Genomic DNA, 24136 nt, shown 5'->3' with positions numbered 1-24136 from the left:
CGAGCGATGCGCGGGAACTGTCGGCTATCTCATCCGGGCCGGGAGCCTGCTTGCGCAGAGTCGCTCGAGCACGCTTAGGGTAGGCAACCCTCAACGACCGTGGGGCGACCTTCCGCCCCACCGGCAGGAAGGTTCCGACCACCATGTCCCAGCTGCTCCCGCAGACCTCTGCGCACGAGCTCCCGGCATCTGCCGGCACCGGCGCGCCCGCCGCCGAGCCCTCCGCGGCGACGGCCTCCACGGCGTCGACCGCGACCGCGACCACCACTACGACGACCGCGCTGCTGAACGGCTCCTCTGCCGACGCCTACGCCGAGCTCCTCCACGAGGTCGTCGATACCCTCGCGGAGCGCTTCCGCAGCGTCGACGCCCCCTCCGTCGGCCCCGACCGGCACGCCCTCGAGCGTCTCGTCGCGGACGTGGACCTCGACGGCTCGGGCATCGGCGACCGAGCGGCCCTCGCCGAGGCCGACGCGCTCTATGCGAGGAACGCCGTATGGTTCCACCACCCCTCGTACCTCGCGCACCTGAACTGCCCCGTGGTCCTCCCCGCGGTCGCGGCCGAGGCGATGCTCGCCGCGGTGAACACGTCCGTGGACACCTTCGACCAGTCGCTCGTCGCGACCCACATGGAGCAGCGCCTCGTGCGGTGGGCCGCGGGCCTCGTCGGATTCGAGAGCGGCGACGGCGTCTTCACCTCGGGCGGGACGCAGTCCAACCTGCAGGCGCTGTTCCTGGCCCGGGAGCGGGCCCTGCGTGCGGACCTGCGCGAGCGGACCGACGCGCTGCCGCGCCTGCGCGTGCTCACCACGGCCGCGAGCCACTTCTCGGTCGCCCGCTCCGCGCACCTGCTGGGGCTCGCGGCCGACGCCGTCATCGCCGTCGACTCCGACGCCGACGGGCGCATGGACCCCGCTGACCTGCGCGAGCGACTCGCCGCGCTCGAGGCGGCGGGGGAGCTCCCGATGGCCGTCGCCGTCACCGCCGGCACCACCGACCGCGGGATCATCGATCCGCTGCCGGCCATCGCCGAGGCGTGCGAGGAGGCCGGCATCTGGCTGCACGTGGACGCCGCCTACGGGGGAGGCCTGCTCGTCTCCGAGCGCCGCCGCCACCTGCTCACGGGCATCGAGCGCGCGGACTCCGTGACGATCGACTTCCACAAGACCTTCTTCCAGCCCGTCTCGTCGAGCGCGCTCCTCGTGCGCGACCCTGCGGACCTGCGCACCGCGGCCTGGCACGCGGACTACCTCAACCCCGCGGCGGAGGCGGCGTCGGCCGAGGCGGAGCCCAACCAGGTCGACAAGTCGCTGCAGACCACGCGCCGCTTCGACGCCCTCAAGCTCTGGACCACCCTGCGCTCGCTCGGACCCGCGCGGCTCGGCGAGATGGTCGACGCCGTCTGCGACCTCGCCCTCGAGGTGCGCGCGCTGCTGCTCGCCGACCGCGACTTCACCGTGCTGGGCACGAGCGACCTCAGCACCGTGCTGTTCCGGTTCCAGCCCGAGGGCGTGGACGACCGGACGGCCGACGGGCACGTCGCCCTCATCCGCCGGATCCTCTTCCAGTCCGGCCGCGCGATGGTCGCCCGCACCACGATCGACGGCACCCCGTGGCTCAAGCTCACCCTGCTGAACCCCGAGGCGACCGTCACGGACGTCGCCGCCGTGCTCGACCTCGTGCGGGCGACGGGCCGGGGCCTGCTCGCCGGCAGCCGCCTCGCCGCCGAGGGGAGCGAGCGATGAGCACGGCCGCGCCCTCGACCGTCCCCGCGACCAGCCACGCGGACGACGCCCGCATCCACGACCTCGTGGGCATCGGCATCGGCCCCTTCGGGCTCGGCATGGCCGCGCTCAGCGAGCCGCTCGAGGACGTCGACGCGATCTTCCTCGACCAGGCTCCCGGCTTCTCCTGGCACCCCGGGATGATGCTCGACGGCGCCACCATCCAGGTGCCGTTCCTCGCTGACCTGGTGACGATGGCCGACCCCACCTCGCGCTTCTCCTTCCTGCAGTTCCTCAAGGAGACCGGCAGGCTCTACCCCTTCTACATCCGCGAGTCCTTCTACCCGCTGCGCTCGGAGTACGACCGCTACTGCCGCTGGGTCGCCGAGCAGCTGGACACGCTGCGCTGGCGGCGCCGCGTCCGCTCGGTCCAGGAGGAGGGCGAGCACCTCCTCGTGGTGGCCGACGTGCTCGACGCGGAGGGAGAGATCGTCGGCACCGAGGAGCATCGCGGCCGGCACGTGGTGCTCGGCGTCGGCACCCGACCCGCGCTCCCTCCCGCCCTCGCCGAGCTCGCCGAGGCGGCGGACCAGTCGGCCCCGCCCGTGATCCACAGCTCGCAGTACCTGCCCGCGCGCGAGCAGCTGCTGGACGCGGGCTCCGTGACGATCGTGGGCAGCGGCCAGAGCGCCGCGGAGATCTACCGCGATCTGCTCGAGGACGCGGCCGCCCGCGGCACCCGCGTGGACTGGGTGACCCGCTCGCCGCGGTTCTTCCCGATGGAGTACACGAAGCTCACCCTCGAGATGACGTCCCCGGAGTACACGGACCTGTTCCGCTCCCTGTCCGAGGAGCGGCGCGAGAGCCTGGGCCGCGAGCAGAGGACCCTGTACAAGGGCATCAGCGGCGACCTGATCGACGACATCCACGAGCTGCTCTACCGGCTCAGCCAGGGCGGCGCCGAGGTCCCCACCACGCTGCTCACCGACACCGCCGTGACCGCCGCGCGCCACGACGCGGAGGCCGGCGAGCACGTGCTCACCCTCGAGCACGGCGAGCTGGGCACCCGGCGCGAGCACCGCACCCGTGCCGTGGTCGGCGCCACCGGGTACCGCTCGAGCGCGCCTGCGCTCCTCGCGCCCCTGGGCGGGCGGATCCGCCGCGACTCCCGCGGCCGGCTCGATGTCTCCCGCGACTACACGATCGACGACCAGCAGCGGATCCACGTGCTGAACGCCGAGGAGCACACGCACGGCGTCACCGCCCCCGACCTCGGCTTCGGCGCCTGGCGCGCCTCCGTGGTGCTCGACGCGATCACCGGCCGCGAGCCCTACCCGATCGAGCGCCGCATCGCCTTCCAGACCTTCGGCCTCCCCGCCGACGACGCCTGACCCACCAGGAGACCACCGTGCAGATCACCTTCCGACCCGTCGACCCCGCGCGCGACGCGCCCCTCGTCCACACCTGGCTCACCGATCCCCGCGCCCGCTACTGGGAGATGACGGACCACAGCCCCGAGCAGACCCTCGACTACCTCCGAGCGATCGCCGACGATCCCCGCCAGGACGGCTGGATCGGCTCCCTCGAGAGCGCGGACCAGCCCGGGACCGGCGCCGACGTCGTCTACCTCGAGACCTACGACCCCGCGATCCTCATCCCGTCGCACGTGCTGCGCACCCGCGCGGGCGACCTGGGCATGCACGTGCTCGTCGGCCCGCCGGCGGGGGAGCGGCGCCACGGCTTCACGGCGGAGATCATGGCCGCCGTCATGCGCTTCTGCTTCACGGAGCGCCGCGCCGAGCGCGTCGTCGTCGAGCCCGACGTGCGCAACGACCGCATCCTCGCCAAGAACGCCGCCGTGGGATTCCGCGTGCTGCGCGAGCTCGACCTCACGGTCGACGGCCACAGCAAGCGCGCCGCCCTCAGCGTCTGCACCCGGGAGGATTTCGCGGCCTCCCCGCTCGGCGGCGGCTCCGGCGAGCATGCCGAGGATCCCCACGCCCACCTGCGGCCCGACGTCGCCGACGCCGTGCACCGGCACCTGCTCGCCAAGGCGATCTCCGAGTTCTCGCACGAGCGCATCCTGGCGCCCGTCGATCTCGAGGACGGCTGGTGGGAGCTGGCCGAGCCCACGGAGGCGGGGGCGAGCTACCGCTTCCGCGCCCGCGTGCTGCCGCTCGAGCACTGGCTGGTCGACGAGGACTCGATCGTGCGGATCGAGACGCCGCAGGACCCGGTCGCGTCCAACGGCACGTCGACGGGCGGCACGTCGACGGACGGCACGCCGGCCGACGGCACGTCGGCTGGCGGCGGCGCTCGCCCGGCCCACGGCCGCCTCGACGTGCTCGAGTTCGTCGCCGCCTTCCAGAGCGTGCTCGGCATCCCCGACGACCTGCTCTCGACCTACCTCGAGGAGCTCGCCTCGACCTTCGCGGCGGCGTGCGCGAAGCTGCAGGACGCCCGCGAGGGCCGTCGGCCCACCGCCCGGCAGCTGCTCGACGCCGATCTGCAGCAGATCGAGTCCGCCATGACCGAGGGGCACCCGGGCTTCCTCGCGGGCAACGGCCGCATCGGCTACGCGCTCAGCGACTACCGGGCCTATGCGCCCGAGCAGGGCCGGCGCACGCGCCTGCAGTGGATCGCGGTGCGCCGGGAGCTCAGCCATCTGAGCCTCGGCGAGGGCTGCGACCTCGAGGAGCACCTGGCCGGGGCGCTCAGCGCCGAGGAGCGCGCCGCCTTCGCCGACCGGCTCCGGGAGCGCGGGCTCGACCCGTCGGACTACCACCTCATGCCGCTGCATCCCTGGCAGGCCGACCACCGCCTGCCGCTCACCTTCGCCGCGGACGTGGCCCGCCAGGACCTCGTGCCCCTCGGCGCGGGCGGCGACGAGTTCCAGGCGCAGCAGTCCCTGCGCACCTTCTTCGACCTCAGCCGGTCCGGCGCCCCGTACGTGAAGACGGCGCTCGCGATCCAGAACATGGGATTCCTGCGCGGGCTCTCCCCGCACTACATGCGCGACACGCCCGCCATCAACGACTGGGTGCACGGCGTCGTCACGGGCGACCCCGAGTTCGCGGCGCAGGGCTTCTCCGTGCTGCGCGAGCGCGCGGCGCTCGGGTACACGGGCGACGTCTACCACCGCACGCCCGCGACCAACCCGCACCGCAAGATGCTCGCGGCCCTGTGGCGCGAGAACCCCCTGCCGCTGCTCGGCGAGGGCGAGCGGGCTATGACCATGGCGGCGCTGCTGCACCGCGACCACGAGGGCACGGCCCTGGCGACGCAGATGATCCGCGCTTCCGGCCTCAGTCCCGAGGAATGGCTCGACGACTACCTCTCCGCCTACCTGCAGCCGCTGGTCCACGCCCTGCTCGGCCACGACCTCGTGTTCATGCCGCACGGCGAGAACCTCATCCTGCGCGTGCGCGAGCAACGCGTGGTGGGCGCGTTCATGAAGGACATCGGCGAGGAGACGGCTGTGCTGGGCCACCGCGAGCTGCCCGAGCGGATCGCGCGGATCCGCGCGGTGGTCCCGGGCGATGAGAAGGCGCTGTCCGTCTTCACGGACATCTTCGACGGCGTGCTGCGCCACCTCTCCGGGATCCTCGAGGCCGACGGGGTCCTGCCGGCCGAGGTGTTCTGGCAGCGGGTCGCCGGGGCCCTGGACGCCTATGAGGCGCGCCACCCCGAGCTCGCGCGCGGGCTCGCGGGCGACGTGGATCTGCGCACAGCGGAGTTCGCGCACTCGTGCCTGAACCGGCTGCAGCTGCGCAACACGCTGCAGATGGTCGACATCGGCAACCAGGCCGAATCCCTGCTCTACGCCGGGACGATGCCCAATCCCGTGGCGCGCACCGCCGACGTCCCGGAGGCCGAGCCGGCTCTGCCCGTCGCCTGATCCGCCGCTAGCATGCGATCACGCGCCGCATCACGGTGCGGCGCGTGATCGACGGGAAGGACGGACGGGCATGGGACGGTTCAGCCTCGGTGCTGCACTGCTCGGGGCGAGGCGCGCGAGAACTGCGCCGTCCGGGCCGTCCGCGTCCCGGTCGTCCACCATCGGCGTCGCGAGCGTGCTCGACCTGTGGTGCACCGAAGGGGGCGTCGGCGGCACCGCATCGGCAGATGCCTCCGGTGCTGATCCCTCCCGTGAGCACCTGGTGCGCCTGCGCATCGAGCGCGACGGCCGCGAGCCCTCGCTGCTCGCGCTGCGCGTGCGCCTGACCCCGGCGGAGCTCTCCGCGCTCGTGCCCGGCGTCCCGTTCCCGGTGCGCTTCGGCCCCGGCGGCGGGGGCTTCCCGGAGCTCGTGGACGCGGCGGACCCGCTGGTGCGCGAGCTGCTGCTGCGCCGACGGATCGCCCTGGGCCTGATCCCGCCGGAGGTCGCGGCGGCGCGACTGCACGGCGTGCTCGCCCCCGCCCGCGTGATCCGCTCGCAGCCGACGGGCACGAGCCTGGACGACCAGGTCGAGGTCGCCGTGAGCGTGCGCGTGCAGCCCAGCGGCGTCCGCACCCCGTGGGACGCGGACACCCGTGCGTTCCTGCATCCCGGCAGCCTGCGCCACCTGGTGCCCGGCCGCCGGATCGCCGTGCGCTACCTGCCCGGCGACCCCTTCGTCGTCGCGATCACCCTCGAGGACCCCCGCGCGGAGGACCATCGCGCGGAGAACCCCCGCGCGGAGGACCTCCGCGCGGGCGGGCGCTGAGCAGCGGATCCGCCTGCGGGCCTCGTCGGCCCCTTACTCCTCGCCGGCGAGGCGGCGCACGCCCGCGGGGGTGTCTCCCTCCGGCAGCGGCAGGTAGGAGACGATGTGCAGGTCGGGCGCGTCCTGCGGGACGATGTTGACCTGCTCGAACACCAGGCGTCCGCCGACCGGGTGCTCGAAGATGCGCACGCGCGAGCTGAAGCGCTCGACCTCGTGGGCGTCCCACGCGCGGGAGAAGTCGGGGGAGAGCGAGCGCAGGTGCTTGACCAGTCGCACGTGCTGCGGACCACCGGCGCGTCCTCCCGCCTCGGCGCGGTACTCGGCGAGGAACTGCCGGCTGGTGAGCTCCCATTCGGGCAGCATCGCCCGCACGCGCTCGTCGGTGAAGATGAACTGCAGGAGGTTCCGCTGGGCGGGATCGGCATCGAGCACGCCCGGGAACAGTCCCTCGTAACTGCGGTTCCAGGCGGCCACGTCCCAGTGCGCGGTGAGCGCGAAAGAAGGTGCCGGGTCCAGGGCGTCCAGCAGGTGCTGGACGTGCGCGGGGACCGGCTCGGGCTCGGCGAGCTCGGGGCGGGGACGCGGGGTGAAGCCCGCGAGGCCCAGCACGTAGTCGTGCTCGACCTCGCTGAGGTGCAGGTTCACCGCGACCGCGTCGATCACCTGGCGGGAGGGGTTGATGTCGCGCCCCTGCTCGAGCCACGTGTACCAGGTGACGGAGACGCCCGAGAGGAAGGCGATCTCCTCGCGCCGCAGACCCGTGGTGCGCCCGCGGCCCACCGGGCCCAGGTCGTAGTCCGAGCGCTCGACCTCGTTGCGCCGTCGGCGCAGGAGGGCGCCGAGCTCCTTGCGTGCTGGTTCGTCCACGCGCCGAAAACTATCAGTTCCACCACTAGTAGTGCTGGCGTCTTGGTGGGTTCCGCACCACCGTGGCCTAATGGTCATATGCCCCAACTGCGCTCTCGAACCTCGACCCACGGCCGCAACATGGCCGGTGCCCGCGCCCTGTGGCGCGCGACCGGCATGGAGAAGTCCGACTTCGGCAAACCGATCATCGCGATCGCGAACTCGTACACCCAGTTCGTGCCCGGCCACGTGCACCTGAAGAACATGGGCGACCTCGTCGCCGGCGCCATCAAGGAGGCCGGCGGCGTCGCCAAGGAGTTCAACACGATCGCCGTGGACGACGGCATCGCCATGGGTCACGGCGGCATGCTCTACTCGCTGCCCAGCCGCGACGTGATCGCCGACAGCGTCGAGTACATGGTCAACGCCCACTGCGCGGACGCGATCGTGTGCATCTCGAACTGCGACAAGATCACTCCCGGCATGCTCATGGCCGCCATGCGCCTGAACATCCCGGTCGTGTTCGTCTCCGGCGGGCCGATGGAGTCCGGCAAGCCCGTCGAGGGCGTCGTCGACCACCGCCTGGACCTCGTGGACGCGATCTCGATCTCGGCCGACGAGAGCGTCACCGACGTCCAGCTCGCCGAGATCGAGGAGAACGCCTGCCCCACGTGCGGGTCGTGCTCGGGAATGTTCACCGCGAACTCGATGAACTGCCTCACCGAGGCGCTCGGCCTCTCGCTGCCGGGCAACGGCACCACGCTCGCCACCCATGCGCTGCGCAAGGAGCTGTTCCTGCGCGCCGGCCGCACCGTCGTGGACCTGTGCCGCCGCTACTACGGGGACGACGACGAGTCGGTGCTCCCGCGCAACATCGCCACCAAGGCCGCGTTCACGAACGCGATGAGCCTGGACGTCGCGATGGGCGGGTCGACGAACACCGTGCTGCACATCCTGGCCGCCGCGATCGAGGGCGGGATCGACTTCGGCCTCGAGGACATCGACCGCCTCTCGCGGTCCGTGCCGTGCGTCTCCAAGGTCGCCCCGAACAGCCAGAAGTACCACATCGAGGACGTCCACCGGGCTGGCGGCATCCCCGCGATCCTGGGCGAGCTCGGCCGCGCCGGCCTGCTCGACCACTCGGTCCACTCCGTGCACTCGCCGGACCTGCAGTCCTGGCTCGCCGAGTGGGACGTGCGCAGCGGGGAGACCAGCGAGGAGGCCAAGACCTTCTTCCGCGCGGCTCCCGGCGGGGTGCGGACCACGCAGGCGTTCTCCCAGGCGAACCTCTGGGACGACCTCGATCTCGACGCCGAGGGCGGCGCCATCCGCGCGGTCCCGCACGCCTACACCAAGGACGGCGGGCTCTGCGTGCTCAAGGGCAACCTCGCCACCGAGGGCGCCGTCATCAAGACGGCCGGCATCACCGAGGACCTCTTCCACTTCGAGGGCAGCGCCGTGGTGTGCGACTCGCAGGAGGAGGCAGTTCAGAAGATCCTCGACAAGACGGTCAAGGAGGGCGACATCGTCGTCATCCGCTACGAGGGCCCGCAGGGCGGACCGGGCATGCAGGAGATGCTCTACCCGACCTCATTCCTCAAGGGACGTGGGCTCGGCAAGGCCTGCGCCCTGGTCACCGACGGGCGCTTCTCCGGCGGCACCAGCGGCGTCTCCATCGGCCACATTTCCCCGGAGGCGGCCGAGGGCGGACTCATCGGCCTGGTCGAGGACGGCGACAAGGTCATCATCGACGTCGACAAGCGCCTGCTCCAGCTCGACGTGCCGGAGGACGAGCTCACCCGCCGCCGTGCGGCCAAGGGCAATCTGCCCTGGCGCCCCGAGAGCCGCGAGCGCCAGGTCACCCAGGCGCTCAAGGTCTACGCGCACCTGGTGCGCTCGGCGACCTACGGCGCGACCCGGAAGCCGTTGGACTGAGCGTGCGGCCACTGCGCAGGTGCCGGTGAACGGCCGCTGCGCGCGGCCCGCCCGGCAGCCCCGACTCCGCCGCGACCATGAGATCGGCCCGGTGGCATGAGTGCGGGGGGCCGGCCGTCACCTCTGCGCGCTCGGGTGCGCGAGCCGGGCACCACAGGTGACTTCGGTCAGCGGCGGGGCCGGCGCAGAGCAGCCGCGACGCCGGCGACCACCAGCAGGCATCCCAGCGCCACCACCGCCCCGATCAGCAGCACCGTCGGATCTATGGAGACGGCCGGGACGGCTCGGATGCCGACGATGAACGCGATGACCAGCAGCAGCGCTCCCCAGAAGATCGTGCCGAACACGGGTCCACGCCGTTCCCGAACGTCCGTCCCTTCGGCGTCGCGACCATCCCTCGTCTCCTCCGGGTCATGGCCGGCGTGAAGGGGGAGTGATGCGACGTCCTCGGCGCTGGAGGTCCCGTGATCGGCATCCTGCGGGACGTCGCTCGACGGCGAGTGGTCTGTCTCGGCCGACGCGTCGGGAGCCGGTTCGGGATGCGCAGCTTGGACGGATTCGGTGCTCGCGTCGGGCGCTCGTGCGGGGTCGAAAGGCTGGTGCTCGGTCACGGGGTCTCCTGGATGTCGATGTCGGCGGTGCCGAACAGCACGCGCACGTGCACGGTCGTGATGTCCTGCTCGTCGGCGGTGCGCGCCGCCGGGTTCTCGAGCTCGGTCGAGGCGAGCAAGGTCCCGTCGGGTTGTGAGTCGCGAGCGTCGGGGGTGCGGACCCCCGCGACCAGGCCGTCGACCTCCACGCGCACGGGGGCGTCCTCGGGCAGGAGCACCTGGGTGGTCCCCGCTCCCAGCCACATCTCCACGTCGCCTCCGCGATCAGCGGGCGACAGGTCGCGCAGGTCCAGGCCGGGGCTCCCGGCGATCATCGCGAAGCGCTCGGTCGTGCCGGTGCTCTGCCCGTCCACCCTCCACTGGGTGTCGCCGAAGGGGCTGATCTGCGTGCCGGCGGGGACGACCCCGAAGACGACCAGGGCGATCACGGCGAGGAAGGAGAACAGTCCCAGGCCGCCGCTCTCCCGTCCGCGGATTCCCGCCACCACGGTGGCGATGGCGAGGATCGCGAGGGCACCTGCGAGACCCACGATGAGCGGAGCGTCGGACCACCCCAGAACCTGGGCGGAGAGGGCGACGAGCGCACCGATCACCAGGGCCGCGCCGAGTCCGATCGCGACGAACCCGGCGGAGGGCTGGCGTCTGCGCCACCTCGCCGCGCGCTCGGCGAGCCTCTCCTCACGACGGTGTCGCAGATCCTCCTCGTGGGCGCGCCGATCGGCCGTCCTCTCCTGGAAGGAGGAGCCGTGGTGCCCGGCGCCCCTCGCGGCGCGCGGCGCGCCGCCGAGGGATGAGCCGATGGACGACCAGTGCCGACCCTGCGAGGGTCCTTCAGTCCTCGCGGTGCCGGCGGACTCGCCGCGCGTCCCGCGTGTCCCGTGCGGACGGTCGGGGCCCTGGCCGGCGTGGTCGCCAGTGCGGCGTGCGATGAGCACGACGAGCCAGAACAGGATGCCGACGAGCACGAGGGCCCAGGCGGTGCGCACGGTTGTCTCGAGCCAGCCCGGCATGCTCCACCAGTCCGGCGCGCCCCGCCACCACAGCCCCTGACCGTAGGGGGTGAGGCCCAGGACGAACAGCACCCCGATCGCGATCTGCGCGGGGGCGAAGATCCCGGCGAAGAGATCCTCGAGCACGATCTCGTCCCGGCTGTCGGGGAGCAGCGCCCAGCCGATCGCGTAGGCGATGAGCACAGGTCCGCCGAGGAGCGCGACGACGATCGCGATCCCGCGCACCAGCAGGGGGTCCAGGCCCGTGCGCTCGGAGACGGCGCCGCACACGCCGGCGATCCAGCGCTCGTCGCTGCGCACCAGTCCGATGCCGCGCATCCAGGCGAAGAAGCCGAAGCGTGGACCCGGCGCCTCGCCCTCGGTGGGTGCCGCGCCGTCGGTGGGTGCCGCGCCGTCTGGCTGGGGCGCGCTCTCTCCGTGCGGTGCGTCCGGGGAGGGGCCGGGGGAGTCGGGGCCGTGGGGAGGGTTCGTCATGGCTCCAGCATTCCCGGGCGGAGGGCGCCGCACCATCGGGGAGCACCCCGAGAACCCCCTGGGATGTCGGGGCAGAACCCTGGGATCGGCCCCGGGGCGGTGCCGGGAGGGACCCGCGCCTGCTTGGATGAGGGCGTGAGGACGACCAGGATGATCCGGCCCCGGCAGCATGCCGTGGCAGGAGTGTGCGCGGGTCTCGCCGAGCACACGGGCCTGCCCCTGGCCGCTGTCCGCGCCGGAGCCTGCGTGCTCACCGCGACGGGCGGCGCCGGGGCCCTGCTGTACGTGTGGCTGTGGGCGACGACGCCCCTCGCCGGGACGGACGCCCCGGCGCTGCGCGCTCCTCTCACCCGGGCGGCGTCACCCGCGACGGATGCGAACGCGGCGGGCGCCGAGGACGAACAGGCGCGCGATCAGGCCCGGGACGGCTCGTCGAGCCGGTCCGCGCTGGGGCGGGCACCCGTCACCGAGATCCTCCTCGGACTCGCCCTGCTGCTCGCGGGCGGCGCCATGGTCGCATCGCGCATGGGAGCGCAGATCCCACTGGCGTTCTTCGTGCCCGCCGTGTTCGTGCTCATCGGCGCCGGACTCGCCTGGCGGCAGCTCCACGAGCTCCGCATCGGACGCGCGAGCGGCCCGTCGGCGCAGATCGCTCGGGTCGCCGGGGCGCTCGCCCTCGTGGTGCTCGGGATCCTGCTGTTCTTCGTCTCCGACGCCGAGCCGAACGTGTGGACCGTGTTCGTGGCGGCGGCCTCCGTGCTGCTGGGCGTCGGCGTGGTCCTCGCGCCCTGGGCCGTGCGCCTGGTGCGCGACCTCGCCGAGGAGCGCGCCGCGCGCGCCCGCGAGGTGGAGCGGGCGGAGTTCGCCGCCCATCTCCATGACTCGGTGCTGCAGACGCTGGCTCTGATCCAGCAGAAGGCGGAGCCCGGATCCGAGGCCTCGCGGCTGGCGCGCGGACAGGAGCGCGAACTGCGCAGCTGGCTGTTCGCCGAGACCACCGGCAACGGGGCCGACGGACCGCTCGACCTCGCCTCCGAGCTCCGGCGCGCGGCCATGCAGTGCGAGCAGGAGCACGCGGTGAGGATCGACGTGGTCACCACCGGCCGCGCCGTGCCGGAGGCGCCGGAAGGACTGCTCGCCGCGACCCGGGAGGCGATGCTGAACGCCGCCCGGCACGCCGGGGGCACGATCAGCGTGTTCTCCGAGGCGTCGGACGGGATGCTCGAGGTGACCGTCTCCGATCGCGGCCCCGGCTTCGATCTCGCATCCATCGGCCCGGAGCGGCTGGGCGTGCGGGAATCGATCATCGGCCGCATGCGGCGCCTGGGAGGCAGCGCCCGGATCCAGCCCGGACCCGGCGGCACCGGGACGCGCGTCGTGCTGCGCCTCCCACGGGCCCGGGACGCGGGCGAGAACGAGCGAGCACCCGCCCCCTCCGCAGAGACGACCCCCGCCCCGCCGCACCAGGAGCACCGATGAGCACCACGTCCAGCACCCCCGCGGCCGAGCGCCTGACCACTCTCATCGTCGACGACCATTCGATCTTCCGCTCCGGGCTGCGGGCGGAGCTGTCCGCGGACATCGACGTGCTGGGCGAGGCCGGAACGGTCGAGGAGGCGGTCGAGGCGATCCGGGAGCTCCGTCCGGTGACCGTGCTGCTGGACGTCCATCTCCCCGGTGGGCGCGGAGGCGGCGGCGCGGAGGTGATCGCCCGCACCACGGGCGTCGAGCGGTCGGCGCCCGGTGCGCCCCCCGCTCCCGGTGCGTCCGTCGCGCCCGGGGTGACTGTGGCGCCCGGGGCGGACCCGACGACGGCGGGACGCCCGCCGGTGTTCCTCGCCCTCAGCGTCTCCGACGCGGCCGACGACGTGGTGCGCGTGATCCGAGCCGGGGCGCGCGGGTACCTCACCAAGAGCACCTCGGGCGCCGAGGTCTCCGCGGCCCTGCACCGGGTGGTGGCCGGAGACGCGGTGTTCTCACCGCTGCTCGCGGGCTTCGTCCTCGACGCCTTCGGGGCCGCCGGGGGAGAGGAGGCCGCGAGCGACGAGGAGCTGGACCGTCTCACCCGTCGAGAGCTGGAGGTGATGCGCCTGATCGCTCAGGGGTACGCCTACAAGGAGGTCGCCTCCGAGCTGTTCATCTCCATCAAGACCGTGGAGACGCACGTGTCGAGCGTGCTGCGCAAGCTGCAGCTGTCCTCGCGGCACGAGCTCACGGCGTGGGCGCTCTCGCGGCGACTGCTCTGAGCGCCCGTCCCACAGGGTGGACGGTTTGCCGCGCGGGTGTGGGGCGCACTACAGTCGCCAGCATGCAGACGATCATTCTCGTACTTCCAGAGCGCGGCTGACGCCACCGTTCGACGACGAGACGTCCCGCGCGCCCCTCGAGAGCCCCAGGCCGAGGGGCTTTTTGATGCCCACGCGGGGCCCAGTCCCCGCCATGGGTGGAGCGGGGGACATCGGCCGAGGATCTGCACAGCCCCATCCGCGAAGACCGAAGGAGTTCCGATGACAGGCACGAGAGTCACCGGCGCCGCATCACTGATCATGTCGCTCGAGCACGCGGGGGCCGACGTCGTCTTCGGCCTTCCCGGCGGGGCCATCCTGCCCACCTACGACCCGCTCATGGATGCGGAGACCCTGCAGCACATCCTGGTGCGCCACGAGCAGGGCGCGGGGCACGCGGCCAGCGGCTACGCGCACGCGACCGGGAAGGTCGGCGTGTGCATGGCGACCTCCGGTCCCGGCGCAACGAACCTCATCACGGCGATCGCCGACGCCCAGATGGACTCGATCCCGATGGTCGCGATCACCGGTCAGGTCGGCTCGATGTTCATCGGCACCGACGCCTTCCAGGAGGCGGACATCGTCGGCATGACGATGCCCGTCACCAAGCACAACTTCCTGGTCAAGGACCCCGCGGAGATCCCCCGCGTCATCAAGCAGGCCTTCCACATCGCCTCGACGGGCCGGCCCGGAGTCGTGCTCGTGGACGTCACCAAGGACGCCCAGCAGGGCATCACCGACTTCGTGTGGCCCGAGGACGAGGAGCTGCCCGGGTACCGCCCCCACACCGAGCCCTCCACGCGCTCGGTGCGCGAGGCGGCCGAGCTCATCATGGCCAGCGAGCGCCCCGCGTTCCTCGTGGGCGGCGGCGTGATCCGCGCCGGCGCGAGCGATGCCGTGCGCGAGCTCGTGGACGTCACCGACGGCCCGATCACCACCACCCTCATGGGTCGCGGCGCGCTGCCGGACTCCCATCCCCATCACCTGGGGATGCCCGGCATGCACGGCAGCGTCGCGGCGGTCTCCGCCCTGCAGCGCGCCGATCTCATCATCGCCATCGGCGCCCGCTTCGACGATCGCGTCACCGGGCGGCTGGACTCCTTCGCCCCGCGCGCCAAGGTCGTGCACATCGACATCGACCCCGCGGAGATCGACAAGAACCGCCACGCCGACGTCTCGATCATCGCGGACGCGGGCGCCGCGGCCACCGCGCTGACGGGAGAGCTGCGCGAGCGCATCGAGCGCGAGGGCCACCCGGACCTGGACGCCTGGTGGCGCGTGCTCGACAACCTGCGCGAGACCTACCCGCTGGGCTGGACCACGACCGACGACGGCTACACCGCGCCGCAGAAGGTGATCTCCCGGATCGGGGAGATCTCCGGGCCGGAGTCGATCTTCGTCTCCGGTGTGGGGCAGCACCAGATGTGGTCCAGCCAGTTCATCCACTACGAGCGCCCGAACTCCTGGATCAACTCCGGCGGCCTGGGCACCATGGGCTACTCGGTGCCCGCGGCGATGGGCGCGAAGGTCGGCGCGCCAGATCGCGTCGTGTGGGCGATCGACGGTGACGGCTGCTTCCAGATGACCAACCAGGAGCTCGCGACCTGCGTCATCAACGACATCCCGATCAAGGTCGCGATCATCAACAACAGCTCGCTGGGCATGGTGCGCCAGTGGCAGAACCTGTTCTACGACCGCCGCTACTCCCACACGGACCTGAACACGGGGCACGGCACGCGCCGCGTCCCGGACTTCGTGAAGCTCGCAGAGGCGTACGGGGCCGCGGGCCTGCGCTGCGAGCGGGACGAGGACATCGACGCGACCATCCAGCAGGCCATGGAGATCAACGACCGGCCCGTCGTCATCGACTTCACGGTCAGCGCGGACGCCATGGTGTGGCCGATGGTGCCCTCCGGCGTCTCCAACGACGAGATCCAGATCGCCCAGGGCATGAGCCCCGAGTGGGAGAGGGACATCTGAGCCATGGACACCACCACGAACGACACCCGTCCCGACAGCACGCAGGGCAGCTCCCGCGCGGACGCCGCGGCGCTGCACGACACCCAGACCCTCTCGGTGCTGGTCGAGAACAAGCCGGGCGTGCTCACCCGCGTCTCGGCGCTGTTCGCGCGCCGCGGGTTCAACATCTCCTCCCTCGCCGTCGGCCCGACGGAGCACCCGGAGATCTCCCGGATCACCGTGGTCGTCGACGTCGCCGAGCAGCCGCTCGAGCAGATCGTGCGCCAGCTCGACAAGCTCGTGAACGTGCTGCGCATCGTGCACCTCGAGCCGCGCCGCACCGTGCAGCGCGAGCTGGTGCTCGTGAAGGTCGGGGCCGACAACGCGACCCGCACCTCGGTCCTCGAGATCGTGCAGATGTTCCGCGCGAAGGTCGTCAACGCCGGCGCGGAGGCCGTGACCATCGAGGCCACCGGCACCGAGGACAAGCTCGTCGCGCTGCTGGACATGCTCGAGCCCTTCGGGATCCGCGAGATCGTGAAGTCCGGCGCCGTCGCGATCAGCCGCGGGCCCGAGTCGCTCGTCGAGGAGTTCCTGCCCGACTGATCGTCCGGCCGGTCTCAGAATCCGAAGTCCACTTCTCAACACGTAAGACACGCCAGGCTGTCCCCGGACTACGATGAGAGCGTCGCCCGAACAGCCGACACACCAACGAAGGAGCACATTGTGGCCGAGATCTTCTACGACGACGACGCCGACCTGTCCATCATCCAGGGCAAGAAGGTCGCGATCGTCGGCTTCGGCTCCCAGGGGCACGCGCACGCCCTGAACCTCCGCGACAGCGGCGTCGAGGTCGTCATCGCCCTGCGTGACGGCTCGAGCTCGACCCAGAAGGCCCAGGAGCTCGGCTTCGAGGTCAAGAACGTGGCCGACGCGACCGCGTGGGCCGACGTCATCATGGTCCTCGCGCCCGACCAGACCCAGCGCTCCATCTACGCCGAGTCGATCGAGCCGAACCTGTCGGCGGGCAAGGCGCTCGCCTTCGCGCACGGCTTCAACATCCGCTACGACCTCATCAAGCCCCCGGCCGATGTGGACGTCATCCTCATCGCCCCCAAGGCTCCCGGCCACACCGTGCGCCGCGAGTTCGAGGGCGGCCGCGGCATCCCGGACATCGTCGGCGTCGAGCAGGATGCGACCGGCCAGGCCTGGGACCTCGCGCTCAGCTACGCCAAGGGCATCGGCGGCACCCGCGCGGGCGTCATCAAGACCTCCTTCACCGAGGAGACCGAGACCGACCTGTTCGGCGAGCAGTCCGTCCTCTGCGGCGGCGTGAGCCACCTGGTCCAGGCGGGCTTCGAGACGCTCACCGAGGCCGGCTACCAGCCGGAGATCGCCTACTTCGAGGTGCTCCACGAGCTCAAGCTGATTGTCGACCTCATGAACGAGGGCGGCATCACCAAGCAGCGCTGGTCCTGCTCGGACACCGCCGAGTACGGCGACTACGTCTCCGGCCCCCGCGTGGTCACCTCCGAGACCAAGCAGGCCATGAAGGACGTCCTCTCCGACATCCAGGACGGCGCCTTCGCCAAGCGCTTCATCGACGACCAGGACAAGGGCGCGCCCGAGTTCAAGCAGCTGCGCGAGAAGGAGGCCGCCCACCCGATCGAGAAGGTCGGCAAGGAGCTGCGCGGCATGTTCTCCTGGAACAACGACCAGCTGGACTCCGACTACGTCGAGGGCAGCGCGGCGCGCTGATCCCCGCTGATCGGCTGATCCACGACGGCGGGCTCTCCCTGAGGGGAGGGCCCGCCGTTCGCGTGCCCGCCGGCCCCGTCTCACCCGATGAACCTCCCGCCCGCATGGCGGACAGCGGTCTAGGCTGTCCCTGTACCTGTCGCTCTCGAGGATGCGTGCGACGACCGCCATCCGCACCGGAGGAGATTCCGTGACGCGTCCCGTCGTGCTCATCGCAGAGGAGCTGTCGCCCGCGACCCTCGAGGTCCTGGGGTCCGACGTCGAGATCCAGACCGTGGACGGCACCGACCGTCCCTCGCTGCTGTCGGCCGTCAAGAACGCCGACGCGATCCTGGTGCGCTCGGCCACCCAGGTCGACGCCGAGGTGTTCGCCGCCGCCGACCATCTCAAGGTCGTCGCCCGTGCGGGCGTGGGGCTGGACAACGTGGACGTGCCCGCCGCGACCGCCGCCGGCGTCATGGTGATCAACGCCCCCACCTCGAACATCGTCTCCGCCGCCGAGCTCGCGATCACCCTGATCCTCGCCTCGCTGCGCAACCTCGGCCGTGCCGACGCCTCCGTGAAGGCCGGCAAGTGGGAGCGCAAGCAGCTCACCGGCGTCGAGCTCCTCGAGAAGACCGTCGGCATCGTCGGCTTCGGGCGCATCGGCCAGCTCGTCGCCGAGCGCCTGCGCCCCTTCGGCGTGAACCTGCTCGCCTACGACCCGTACATCAACCACGCGCGCGCGGCCGACCTCGGCGCCCGCGTCGTCGAGCTCGACGAGCTCATGCGCACGGCGGACGTCGTCACCGTGCACATGCCGCGCACCCCGGAGACCGTCGGCCTCATCGGCGCCGAGCAGTTCGCGATCGCCAAGCCGAACCTCCACGTCGTCAACGCCGCCCGCGGCGGCCTCATCGACGAGGAGGCCCTCTTCGACGCCCTCAGCACCGGCAGGATCGCCGGCGCCGGCCTCGACGTCTACTCGAGCGAGCCCCCGGCGACGTCCGAGACCGCCGCGAAGCTGCTCGACCTCCCGAACATCACGCTCACCCCGCACCTGGGGGCCTCGACCGCCGAGGCCCAGGAGAAGGCCGGCGTCGCCGTCGCCCGCTCCGTGCGCCTGGCGCTGGCGGGCGAGCTCGTGCCGGACGCCGTGAACGTCGCCGGCGGCGCGATCGACGACCTCGTCCGGCCCGGCATCGCCCTGGCCGACCGCCTGGGCCAGCTGTTCACCGCGATCGCCGCCGAGGGGCCCGAGCTGCTCGAGGTCGTGGTGCGCGGGGAGATCGCCACCCGCGACGTCACCGCCCTCAAGCTCTCCGCCCTGCGCGGCGTGTTCCGCCAGGTCGTCACCGAGCAGGTCAGCTACGTCAACGCGCCGGTGCTGGCCGAGGAGCGCGGCATCCGCGTGGACCTCGTGACCAGCGAGGACTCCGAGCGCTTCCGCAACGTGGTGCAGATCCGCGGCACCCTGCGCGACGGCCGCGTGGTCTCGGTCTCCGGCACCCTCTCGGGCACCGAGCAGTCGCAGAAGCTCACCGAGGTCGACGGCCTCGACCTCGACGTCCAGCTCAGCGACCACCTCCTGCTCATCACCTATCAGGACCGCCCGGGGCTCGTGGGCGCCTACGGCGCGCTCCTGGGCGACGCCGACGTGAACATCGCCGGCATGCAGGTCTCCCGCCGCGGCGAGGAGCGCGGGGGAGAGGTCCTCGTGGTACTCAACCTCGACCAGAGCGTCGACCAGGACCTCGCCGACCGCATCGGCGAGGCCGTCGGCGCGAGCGCCTCGCTCGCGGTCGACATCACCTACTGAACCCGCCCGGCGGGGCGTCGAGCGCCGACGCCCCGCCGGCACCACCGCAGATCCGACGAAGGAGAACGCAGGAGCCATGAGCAGCACGAAGAGCATCCGACTCGCCGTCATCGAGGGCGACGGGATCGGCCACGAGGTCGTCCCCGAGGGGCTCAAGGTGCTGCGCGCCGCCCTCACGCCCGAGGGCGTCGAGGTCGAGACCACCGACTTCGACCTCGGCGCGGGCCGCTGGCACCGCACCGGTGAGACTCTCACCGACGAGGACATGGAGCAGCTCGCCCAGCACGACGCGATCCTGCTGGGAGCCGTCGGCGATCCCGACATCCCCTCCGGGATCCTCGAGCGCGGGATGCTGCTGAAGCTCCGCTTCGGCTTCGACCACTTCGTGAACCTGCGTCCCACGCGCCTCGCCCCCGGCGTCACCTCGCCGCTCGCCGACCCCGGCGACGTCGACTTCGTCGTGGTGCGCGAGGGCACCGAGGGCCCCTACGTGGGCAACGGCGGCACCATGCGCGAGGGCACGGACCTCGAGGTCGCCACCGAGGTCTCGCTGAACACCGCCGTGGGCGTCGAGCGCGTGGTCCGCTTCGCCTTCGACCAGGCCGAGGCGCGCCGCCAGAAGCTCACCCTCGTCCACAAGCACAACGTGCTCGTGAACGCCGGGCACCTGTGGCGCCGGATCGTCGAGAAGGTCGGCGCCGAGCACCCCGATGTCGCCGTCGACTACCTGCACGTGGACGCCGCGACCATCTTCCTGGTCACCGACCCCGCGCGCTTCGACGTGATCGTCACCGACAACCTCTTCGGCGACATCCTCACCGACCTCGCCGGCGCGATCAGCGGCGGCATCGGGCTCGCCGCGAGCGGCAACATCAACCCCACGGGCGCCTTCCCCTCGATGTTCGAGCCCGTGCACGGCTCCGCGCCGGACATCGCCGGCGAGCAGAAGGCCGACCCCACGGCGACGGTGCTCTCCGTCGCCCTCCTGCTCGAGCAGCAGGGATTCGCCGACGCCGCCGCCCGCGTGCGCGCAGCCGTCGACGAGGACCTCTCCCGCCGCGCCGAGCTCGGCGCGCGCACGACCACGCAGATCGGCGACGCCCTGGTCGCAGGCGTATCCGGCGACGCGGCCGTACGCGAGGGCTGACGAGGGCACCCGCCCCCGTCGGCCCGCCCCGCCGGTCGCATCGGCACCACGGGCCCGTCGGCCGCATCGGTGTCGTCGGCCAGCCGGCCGTCGACCCGTCGCCCGCCGGCCGCATCCCTGTCGCCGGCGCATCGGCCGCACCCGCGCCGCATCGCCCCCGCCCCGCCGTATCCTGCACACGTCGCCCCGAAGGAGTCCTTCCATGTCCCATCTCGAGTTCCCGCTCACCGAGACCACCCGCAGCCAGTCCGCCGAGGACCGCGCGACGGTCCTCGCCAAGCCCGGCTTCGGCGAGCACTTCACCGACTTCATGACCCACGCGCGCTGGACGGCCGAGGACGGCTGGACCGGCGGCGAGGTCGTGCCCTTCGGCCCGCTCACGCTGAGCCCGGCCGCGGCCGTCTTCCACTACGCCCAGGAGATCTTCGAGGGCCTCAAGGCGTTCCGTCACGCCGACGGCTCCGTGTGGACCTTCCGTCCCGAGAAGAACGCCGAGCGCATGCAGCGCTCGGCCCGCCGCCTCGCCCTGCCCGAGCTGCCCACCGAGGACTTCCTCGCGTCGCTCACGGCCCAGGTCGCGGCCGACGAGCCGTGGGTGCCCGCCGCCGGCGGCGAGGACTCGCTGTACATCCGGCCGTTCATGTTCGCCTCAGAGTCGTTCCTGGGCGTGCGCGCCGCACAGCAGGTCGACTACTACGTGATCACCTCTCCCGCCGGCGCCTACTTCCCGCGCGGCGTGCAGCCCCTCGTGGTCTGGGTCTCCGACACCTACGCCCGCGCCGGCGCCGGCGGCACCGGCGACGCCAAGTGCGGCGGCAACTACGCCTCCTCGCTGCTGGGCAAGAAGGAGGCCGCCGAGCACGGGGCCGACGAGGTCCTGTTCCTGGACTCCGAGACCCACACGACCATCGACGAGCTCTCCGGCATGAACGTCATGGCGATCACGAACGACGGGCGCATCCTCACCCCCGAGCTCACCGGCTCGATCCTCGAGGGCGTCACCCGTGACTCGATCCTGCAGCTCGCTCGTGACCGCGGCCTCGAGCCCGGCGAGCAGAAGATGAGCATGGACTGGGTGACGGACAGGATCGCCGGCGGCGAGATCGTCGAGATGTTCGCCTGCGGCACCGCGGCGGTGATCAACCCGATCGGCGAGTTCCGCTCCCCGAAGGGGTCGTGGACCGTCGGCGACGGCGGCTCCGGTGAGATCACCCTGTCCCTGCGCGAGGAGCTCACCGGCATCCAGACGGGCACGGTCGAGGACCGCCACGGGTGGCTGCACCGCCTGGCGTGACGACGACGCGCCGAGCGTGCGGAACTCAGAAGCAGTCGGCATGAAGGTCCTGGTCACCGGTGGCACCGGGTTCATCGGCGCCGCCGTGGTGCACGAACTGCGCGAGGTCGGGCATCAGGTGCTCGGCCTCGCGCGCTCGCAGCGCTCGGCCGACGCCCTCGCGGCCGCCGGCGCCGAGCCCGTGCGGGGGAGCCTCGAGGACCCGGCCGCCCTGCACGCGGCCGCGGGGCGGGCCGACGCCGCCATCCATACGGCCTTCGACAACGCGAGCCCGCTGCGCATGCGCCGCGCCGCACGCACCGAGCGCGCGGCGCTCGAGGCGATCGCCGCCGCGTTCTCCGGGAGCCGGCGCCCCCTGGTCGCGGCGGGCGGCTTCGCACCCGTGCGGCCCGTCGGCCCCGCGATCACCGAGGACGACCGCGCATCCGACCGAGCGGGCCTGCTGGGCAGGAACGTCGAGCGCACGCTCATGCGCCTCGCCGCGGCCGGGACGAACGCCTCCGTGGTGCGGCTGCCGTGCGTGCACGGCGAGGGGGACCGCTTCACGCTGCCGCATCTCATCGCGCTCGCCCGCCGGCACGGGCGCTCGTCCTTCGCGGGCGACGGAGCGAACCGGGTCCCCGCCGTGCACCATGTCGATGCCGCGCGGGTCTTCGTCGGCGCCGTCGAGCGCGGCGTCCCCGGCTCGCGCTACGACGCCGTCGCCGAGGAGGGCGTGCCCTTCCGCGACATCGCGGAGGCCATTGGCGCCGGGCTGGACGTCCCGACCGTGAGCACGCGGGGCGTGGCGACGCTGCGGGCGTTCGGTGCGTACGCGCCCTATGCGACCGCGGACCGGCCGGCCTCCAGCGCGATCACCCGGGAGCGGCTGGGCTGGGAGCCGACGGGGCCCGGGGTGCTCGAGGACCTGGGGCGGCCGGAGTATTTCGAAGGCTGACGAGCCGCTGGGGACAGAGGCCCGCGCTCACCCGTCGGACCTCGGCATGCCGTCGGACCATTCCGCCCGCGCCTCGGCGGCGCGGTCGGCGAGGGTCTCCCCGGCGCCCGCGTAGAGGTGGACGACGGTCGAGAGGCCTGCGCGCTCGAACTCGTCGACGTCCTCCGTGTACTTCGCGATGGCCGCGATCACGCGACCCGGTCGTTCGCCGCCCACCAGGCGCAGTTCGCCGAGCGCCCCGAGATTCGCGGTCTGCGTGGGCATCGCGAGGACCACCACGACCACGCCGGCGTCCTCCCGCACCCGCAGCCAGAAGTCGCGGTCCGTCGCATCTCCCTCGACCACACGGAAGCCGTGGGAGCGCAGCGTGGTCACGAGCGCCGCGTCGTGCTCGACGCCGAGCACCCGGTAGCCGTGCACGTCACGCAGCTGGAGGTAGGCCATACGGCCCACCCGCCCCATGCCGAGCACCACGGCCTCCGCGTTGGCCAGATCGATCGGCCGGTCGTCCCGGTGGAGACGCTCGGGGGCGTGCTTGGGCAGGCGCATCGCCAGGCGCGTGCCCAACGTGGTGGCCAGCGGGTTGCTCAGCGAGGACAGGATGAATCCACCGGTCACCGCGACCACCAGGGCATTGAGCCACTGCGTGGACAGCCACCCGGCCTGCACGCCGACCGCGGCGAGGATCAGCGCGAACTCCGAGTAGTTCGCCAGCAGCAGCGACGCGAGCACGCTCGTGCGATTGCGCAGCCCCAGCAGCCACAGCAGCAGCCAGGACATGGCCGCCTGCACGGGCAGCAGGAGAAGCAGGGAGAGCCCGTCGATCACGTCCCGCAGCGTCGGCACGCCCTCGAAGCCGATCTCCACGAAGAAGCAGACCAGCAGCAGCTCCTTGAGGGTGAACATGGTGCGGGCGAGCTTGTCGGCGCCCGTGTGCTTGGAGAGGATCACGCCCATCAGCAGCGATCCCAGCCCACCGGAGAGCCCCAGGTACTCGAAGAGGGCGTACCCGGGCACGAGCGCCATGGCGAGTCCGAACAGCGCCCCCAGATCGCCGTCGCCCAGGCGGTGCCAGCGTCTGGTGACGACCACCAGCGCCGGCACGACCACCAGCAGACCCAGCGACCACGGGCTCGGCGCGCTGCCGGTGGACACGGCGATCAGCACCACGGCGATCACGTCCTGCATGATCAGCACGCCGATGCAGATGCGCCCGTACAGGGACTGCTCGTCGTCGCGGTCGGCGAGGACCTTCAGCACCATGATCGTGGAGGAGAAGGAGAGCACCAGCGCGAGCTCGAGCAGCTTGTGCAGGGGCTCCGGACCGGCGAGGCCGACGAGGCCCAGGACGGCGAGGAACACGGCGCCGATCACGGTCATGGCGAGCATGTGCGCGCCCGCCGTCAGCCACACCTCGATGCGCAGCAGCACGCGCAGGTCCAGGTGGAGCCCGATCGCGAACAGCATGAGGGCGACGCCCAGGTCCGCGAGCATCGGCAGGGCGGAGAGCTCCGCGACGCCGATCGCATGCAGCAGGAAGCCCGCGCCGAGGTATCCGATGAGGGGCGGCAGCCGCAGCAGGCGCGCCAGCAGGCCGAGTCCGAAGACCACGACCAGGTAGGTCACCAGCAGCTCACCCATGCCTCCATCTT

At 72.2% G+C, this 24136-nt stretch carries 18 protein-coding genes; 14 read left to right on the top strand and 4 right to left on the bottom strand.

Annotated elements, in window-relative coordinates:
* Positions 1 to 143: 143 nt before the first annotated feature.
* The 4 genes from I8D64_RS02715 (at position 144) to I8D64_RS02700 (ending at position 6430) form a co-directional block, all read left to right on the top strand.
* Positions 144 to 1745 carry a pyridoxal phosphate-dependent decarboxylase family protein gene (locus tag I8D64_RS02715; protein ID WP_200500939.1) on the top strand — a complete coding sequence of 534 codons (1602 nt, stop codon included), beginning with the start codon at positions 144 to 146 and terminating at the stop codon, positions 1743 to 1745.
* A complete protein-coding gene (locus I8D64_RS02710) occupies positions 1742 to 3115 on the top strand; it encodes a lysine N(6)-hydroxylase/L-ornithine N(5)-oxygenase family protein (RefSeq protein ID WP_200500938.1) in 1374 nt (457 codons plus the stop codon). Before I8D64_RS02715 ends, I8D64_RS02710 begins: the two co-directional genes overlap by 4 nt.
* Positions 3116 to 3132: 17 nt before the next feature.
* A complete protein-coding gene (locus tag I8D64_RS02705; protein ID WP_200500937.1) occupies positions 3133 to 5622 on the top strand; it encodes a GNAT family N-acetyltransferase in 2490 nt (829 codons plus the stop codon).
* Positions 5623 to 5692: 70 nt separating this feature from the next.
* Positions 5693 to 6430, top strand: coding sequence for a hypothetical protein (locus I8D64_RS02700; RefSeq protein WP_200500936.1), 738 nt, complete (start codon positions 5693 to 5695; stop codon positions 6428 to 6430).
* Between the two features lie 33 nt (positions 6431 to 6463).
* Here the strand turns inward: I8D64_RS02700 and I8D64_RS02695 are convergent, their stop codons facing one another.
* A complete protein-coding gene (locus I8D64_RS02695; protein WP_343068403.1) occupies positions 6464 to 7297 on the bottom strand; it encodes a helix-turn-helix transcriptional regulator in 834 nt (277 codons plus the stop codon).
* A gap of 78 nt (positions 7298 to 7375) precedes the next feature.
* On the opposite strand from I8D64_RS02695, the gene ilvD reads away from it, so the two are divergent.
* Complete coding sequence (gene ilvD, locus I8D64_RS02690) at positions 7376 to 9211, top strand: dihydroxy-acid dehydratase (RefSeq protein WP_200500934.1); 1836 nt, start codon at positions 7376 to 7378, stop codon at positions 9209 to 9211.
* A 167-nt stretch (positions 9212 to 9378) separates the two neighbouring features.
* Here ilvD and I8D64_RS02685 read toward each other — a convergent pair whose 3' ends face one another.
* Both I8D64_RS02685 and I8D64_RS02680 read right to left on the bottom strand, forming a co-directional pair.
* Positions 9379 to 9558, bottom strand: a complete 180-nt coding sequence (locus I8D64_RS02685) for a hypothetical protein (RefSeq protein WP_200500933.1) — start codon at positions 9556 to 9558, stop codon at positions 9379 to 9381.
* 260 nt (positions 9559 to 9818) lie between these two features.
* Complete coding sequence (locus I8D64_RS02680) at positions 9819 to 11306, bottom strand: PspC domain-containing protein (RefSeq protein ID WP_200500932.1); 1488 nt, start codon at positions 11304 to 11306, stop codon at positions 9819 to 9821.
* Between the two features lie 150 nt (positions 11307 to 11456).
* Here I8D64_RS02680 and I8D64_RS02675 point away from each other — a divergent pair, with 150 nt between their 5' ends.
* From I8D64_RS02675 to I8D64_RS02635, 9 genes are all read left to right on the top strand, one after another.
* Positions 11457 to 12785 carry an ATP-binding protein gene (locus I8D64_RS02675; protein ID WP_200500931.1) on the top strand — a complete coding sequence of 443 codons (1329 nt, stop codon included), beginning with the start codon at positions 11457 to 11459 and terminating at the stop codon, positions 12783 to 12785.
* On the top strand, positions 12782 to 13552 hold the full coding sequence (locus I8D64_RS02670; protein WP_200500930.1) for a LuxR C-terminal-related transcriptional regulator: 771 nt from the start codon (positions 12782 to 12784) through the stop codon (positions 13550 to 13552). The genes I8D64_RS02675 and I8D64_RS02670 overlap by 4 nt, the downstream gene beginning before the upstream one ends.
* 261 nt (positions 13553 to 13813) lie before the next feature.
* The gene (locus I8D64_RS02665) at positions 13814 to 15571 is read left to right on the top strand and encodes an acetolactate synthase large subunit (protein WP_200500929.1); all 1758 of its coding nucleotides are present in this window, start codon (positions 13814 to 13816) and stop codon (positions 15569 to 15571) included.
* Between the two features lie 3 nt (positions 15572 to 15574).
* Positions 15575 to 16156 carry an acetolactate synthase small subunit gene (ilvN, locus tag I8D64_RS02660; protein WP_200500928.1) on the top strand — a complete coding sequence of 194 codons (582 nt, stop codon included), beginning with the start codon at positions 15575 to 15577 and terminating at the stop codon, positions 16154 to 16156.
* Between the two features lie 120 nt (positions 16157 to 16276).
* Positions 16277 to 17308 (top strand): ketol-acid reductoisomerase, encoded by a 1032-nt coding sequence (gene ilvC, locus I8D64_RS02655; protein ID WP_200500927.1) that lies wholly within the window; start codon positions 16277 to 16279, stop codon positions 17306 to 17308.
* A 190-nt stretch (positions 17309 to 17498) separates the two neighbouring features.
* Positions 17499 to 19106, top strand: coding sequence for a phosphoglycerate dehydrogenase (gene serA / locus I8D64_RS02650; protein ID WP_200500926.1), 1608 nt, complete (start codon positions 17499 to 17501; stop codon positions 19104 to 19106).
* Positions 19107 to 19182: 76 nt separating this feature from the next.
* Positions 19183 to 20253 (top strand): 3-isopropylmalate dehydrogenase, encoded by a 1071-nt coding sequence (locus I8D64_RS02645; protein ID WP_200500925.1) that lies wholly within the window; start codon positions 19183 to 19185, stop codon positions 20251 to 20253.
* Between the two features lie 202 nt (positions 20254 to 20455).
* Positions 20456 to 21547 carry a branched-chain amino acid aminotransferase gene (locus tag I8D64_RS02640; protein WP_200500924.1) on the top strand — a complete coding sequence of 364 codons (1092 nt, stop codon included), beginning with the start codon at positions 20456 to 20458 and terminating at the stop codon, positions 21545 to 21547.
* A 40-nt stretch (positions 21548 to 21587) separates the two neighbouring features.
* Entirely contained in the window at positions 21588 to 22484 is an 897-nt protein-coding gene (locus I8D64_RS02635) for an NAD-dependent epimerase/dehydratase family protein (protein WP_200500923.1), read from the top strand.
* Between the two features lie 27 nt (positions 22485 to 22511).
* Here the strand turns inward: I8D64_RS02635 and I8D64_RS02630 are convergent, their stop codons facing one another.
* Complete coding sequence (locus tag I8D64_RS02630; protein WP_200500922.1) at positions 22512 to 24125, bottom strand: cation:proton antiporter family protein; 1614 nt, start codon at positions 24123 to 24125, stop codon at positions 22512 to 22514.
* Positions 24126 to 24136 lie beyond the last annotated feature (11 nt).

This window comes from Brachybacterium halotolerans, from assembly GCF_016623465.1.
Lineage (GTDB): Bacteria > Actinomycetota > Actinomycetes > Actinomycetales > Dermabacteraceae > Brachybacterium > Brachybacterium halotolerans.
Note: the sequence above shows the minus strand (reverse complement) of the source record. Positions and strands in the feature narration are given on the sequence as shown.

Excerpts from the sequence above, each read along its gene's own strand:
- I8D64_RS02715 (WP_200500939.1), top strand. The coding sequence starts at position 144 with ATGTCCCAGCTGCTCCCGCAGACCTCTGCGCACGAGCTCCCGGCATCT.
- I8D64_RS02710 (WP_200500938.1), top strand. The coding sequence starts at position 1,742 with ATGAGCACGGCCGCGCCCTCGACCGTCCCCGCGACCAGCCACGCGGAC.
- I8D64_RS02700 (WP_200500936.1), top strand. The coding sequence starts at position 5,693 with ATGGGACGGTTCAGCCTCGGTGCTGCACTGCTCGGGGCGAGGCGCGCG.
- ilvD (WP_200500934.1), top strand. The coding sequence starts at position 7,376 with ATGCCCCAACTGCGCTCTCGAACCTCGACCCACGGCCGCAACATGGCC.
- I8D64_RS02680 (WP_200500932.1), bottom strand. The coding sequence starts at position 11,306 with ATGACGAACCCTCCCCACGGCCCCGACTCCCCCGGCCCCTCCCCGGAC.
- I8D64_RS02675 (WP_200500931.1), top strand. The coding sequence starts at position 11,457 with ATGATCCGGCCCCGGCAGCATGCCGTGGCAGGAGTGTGCGCGGGTCTC.
- I8D64_RS02670 (WP_200500930.1), top strand. The coding sequence starts at position 12,782 with ATGAGCACCACGTCCAGCACCCCCGCGGCCGAGCGCCTGACCACTCTC.
- I8D64_RS02665 (WP_200500929.1), top strand. The coding sequence starts at position 13,814 with ATGACAGGCACGAGAGTCACCGGCGCCGCATCACTGATCATGTCGCTC.
- ilvN (WP_200500928.1), top strand. The coding sequence starts at position 15,575 with ATGGACACCACCACGAACGACACCCGTCCCGACAGCACGCAGGGCAGC.
- I8D64_RS02645 (WP_200500925.1), top strand. The coding sequence starts at position 19,183 with ATGAGCAGCACGAAGAGCATCCGACTCGCCGTCATCGAGGGCGACGGG.
- I8D64_RS02640 (WP_200500924.1), top strand. The coding sequence starts at position 20,456 with ATGTCCCATCTCGAGTTCCCGCTCACCGAGACCACCCGCAGCCAGTCC.
- I8D64_RS02635 (WP_200500923.1), top strand. The coding sequence starts at position 21,588 with ATGAAGGTCCTGGTCACCGGTGGCACCGGGTTCATCGGCGCCGCCGTG.
- I8D64_RS02630 (WP_200500922.1), bottom strand. The coding sequence starts at position 24,125 with ATGGGTGAGCTGCTGGTGACCTACCTGGTCGTGGTCTTCGGACTCGGC.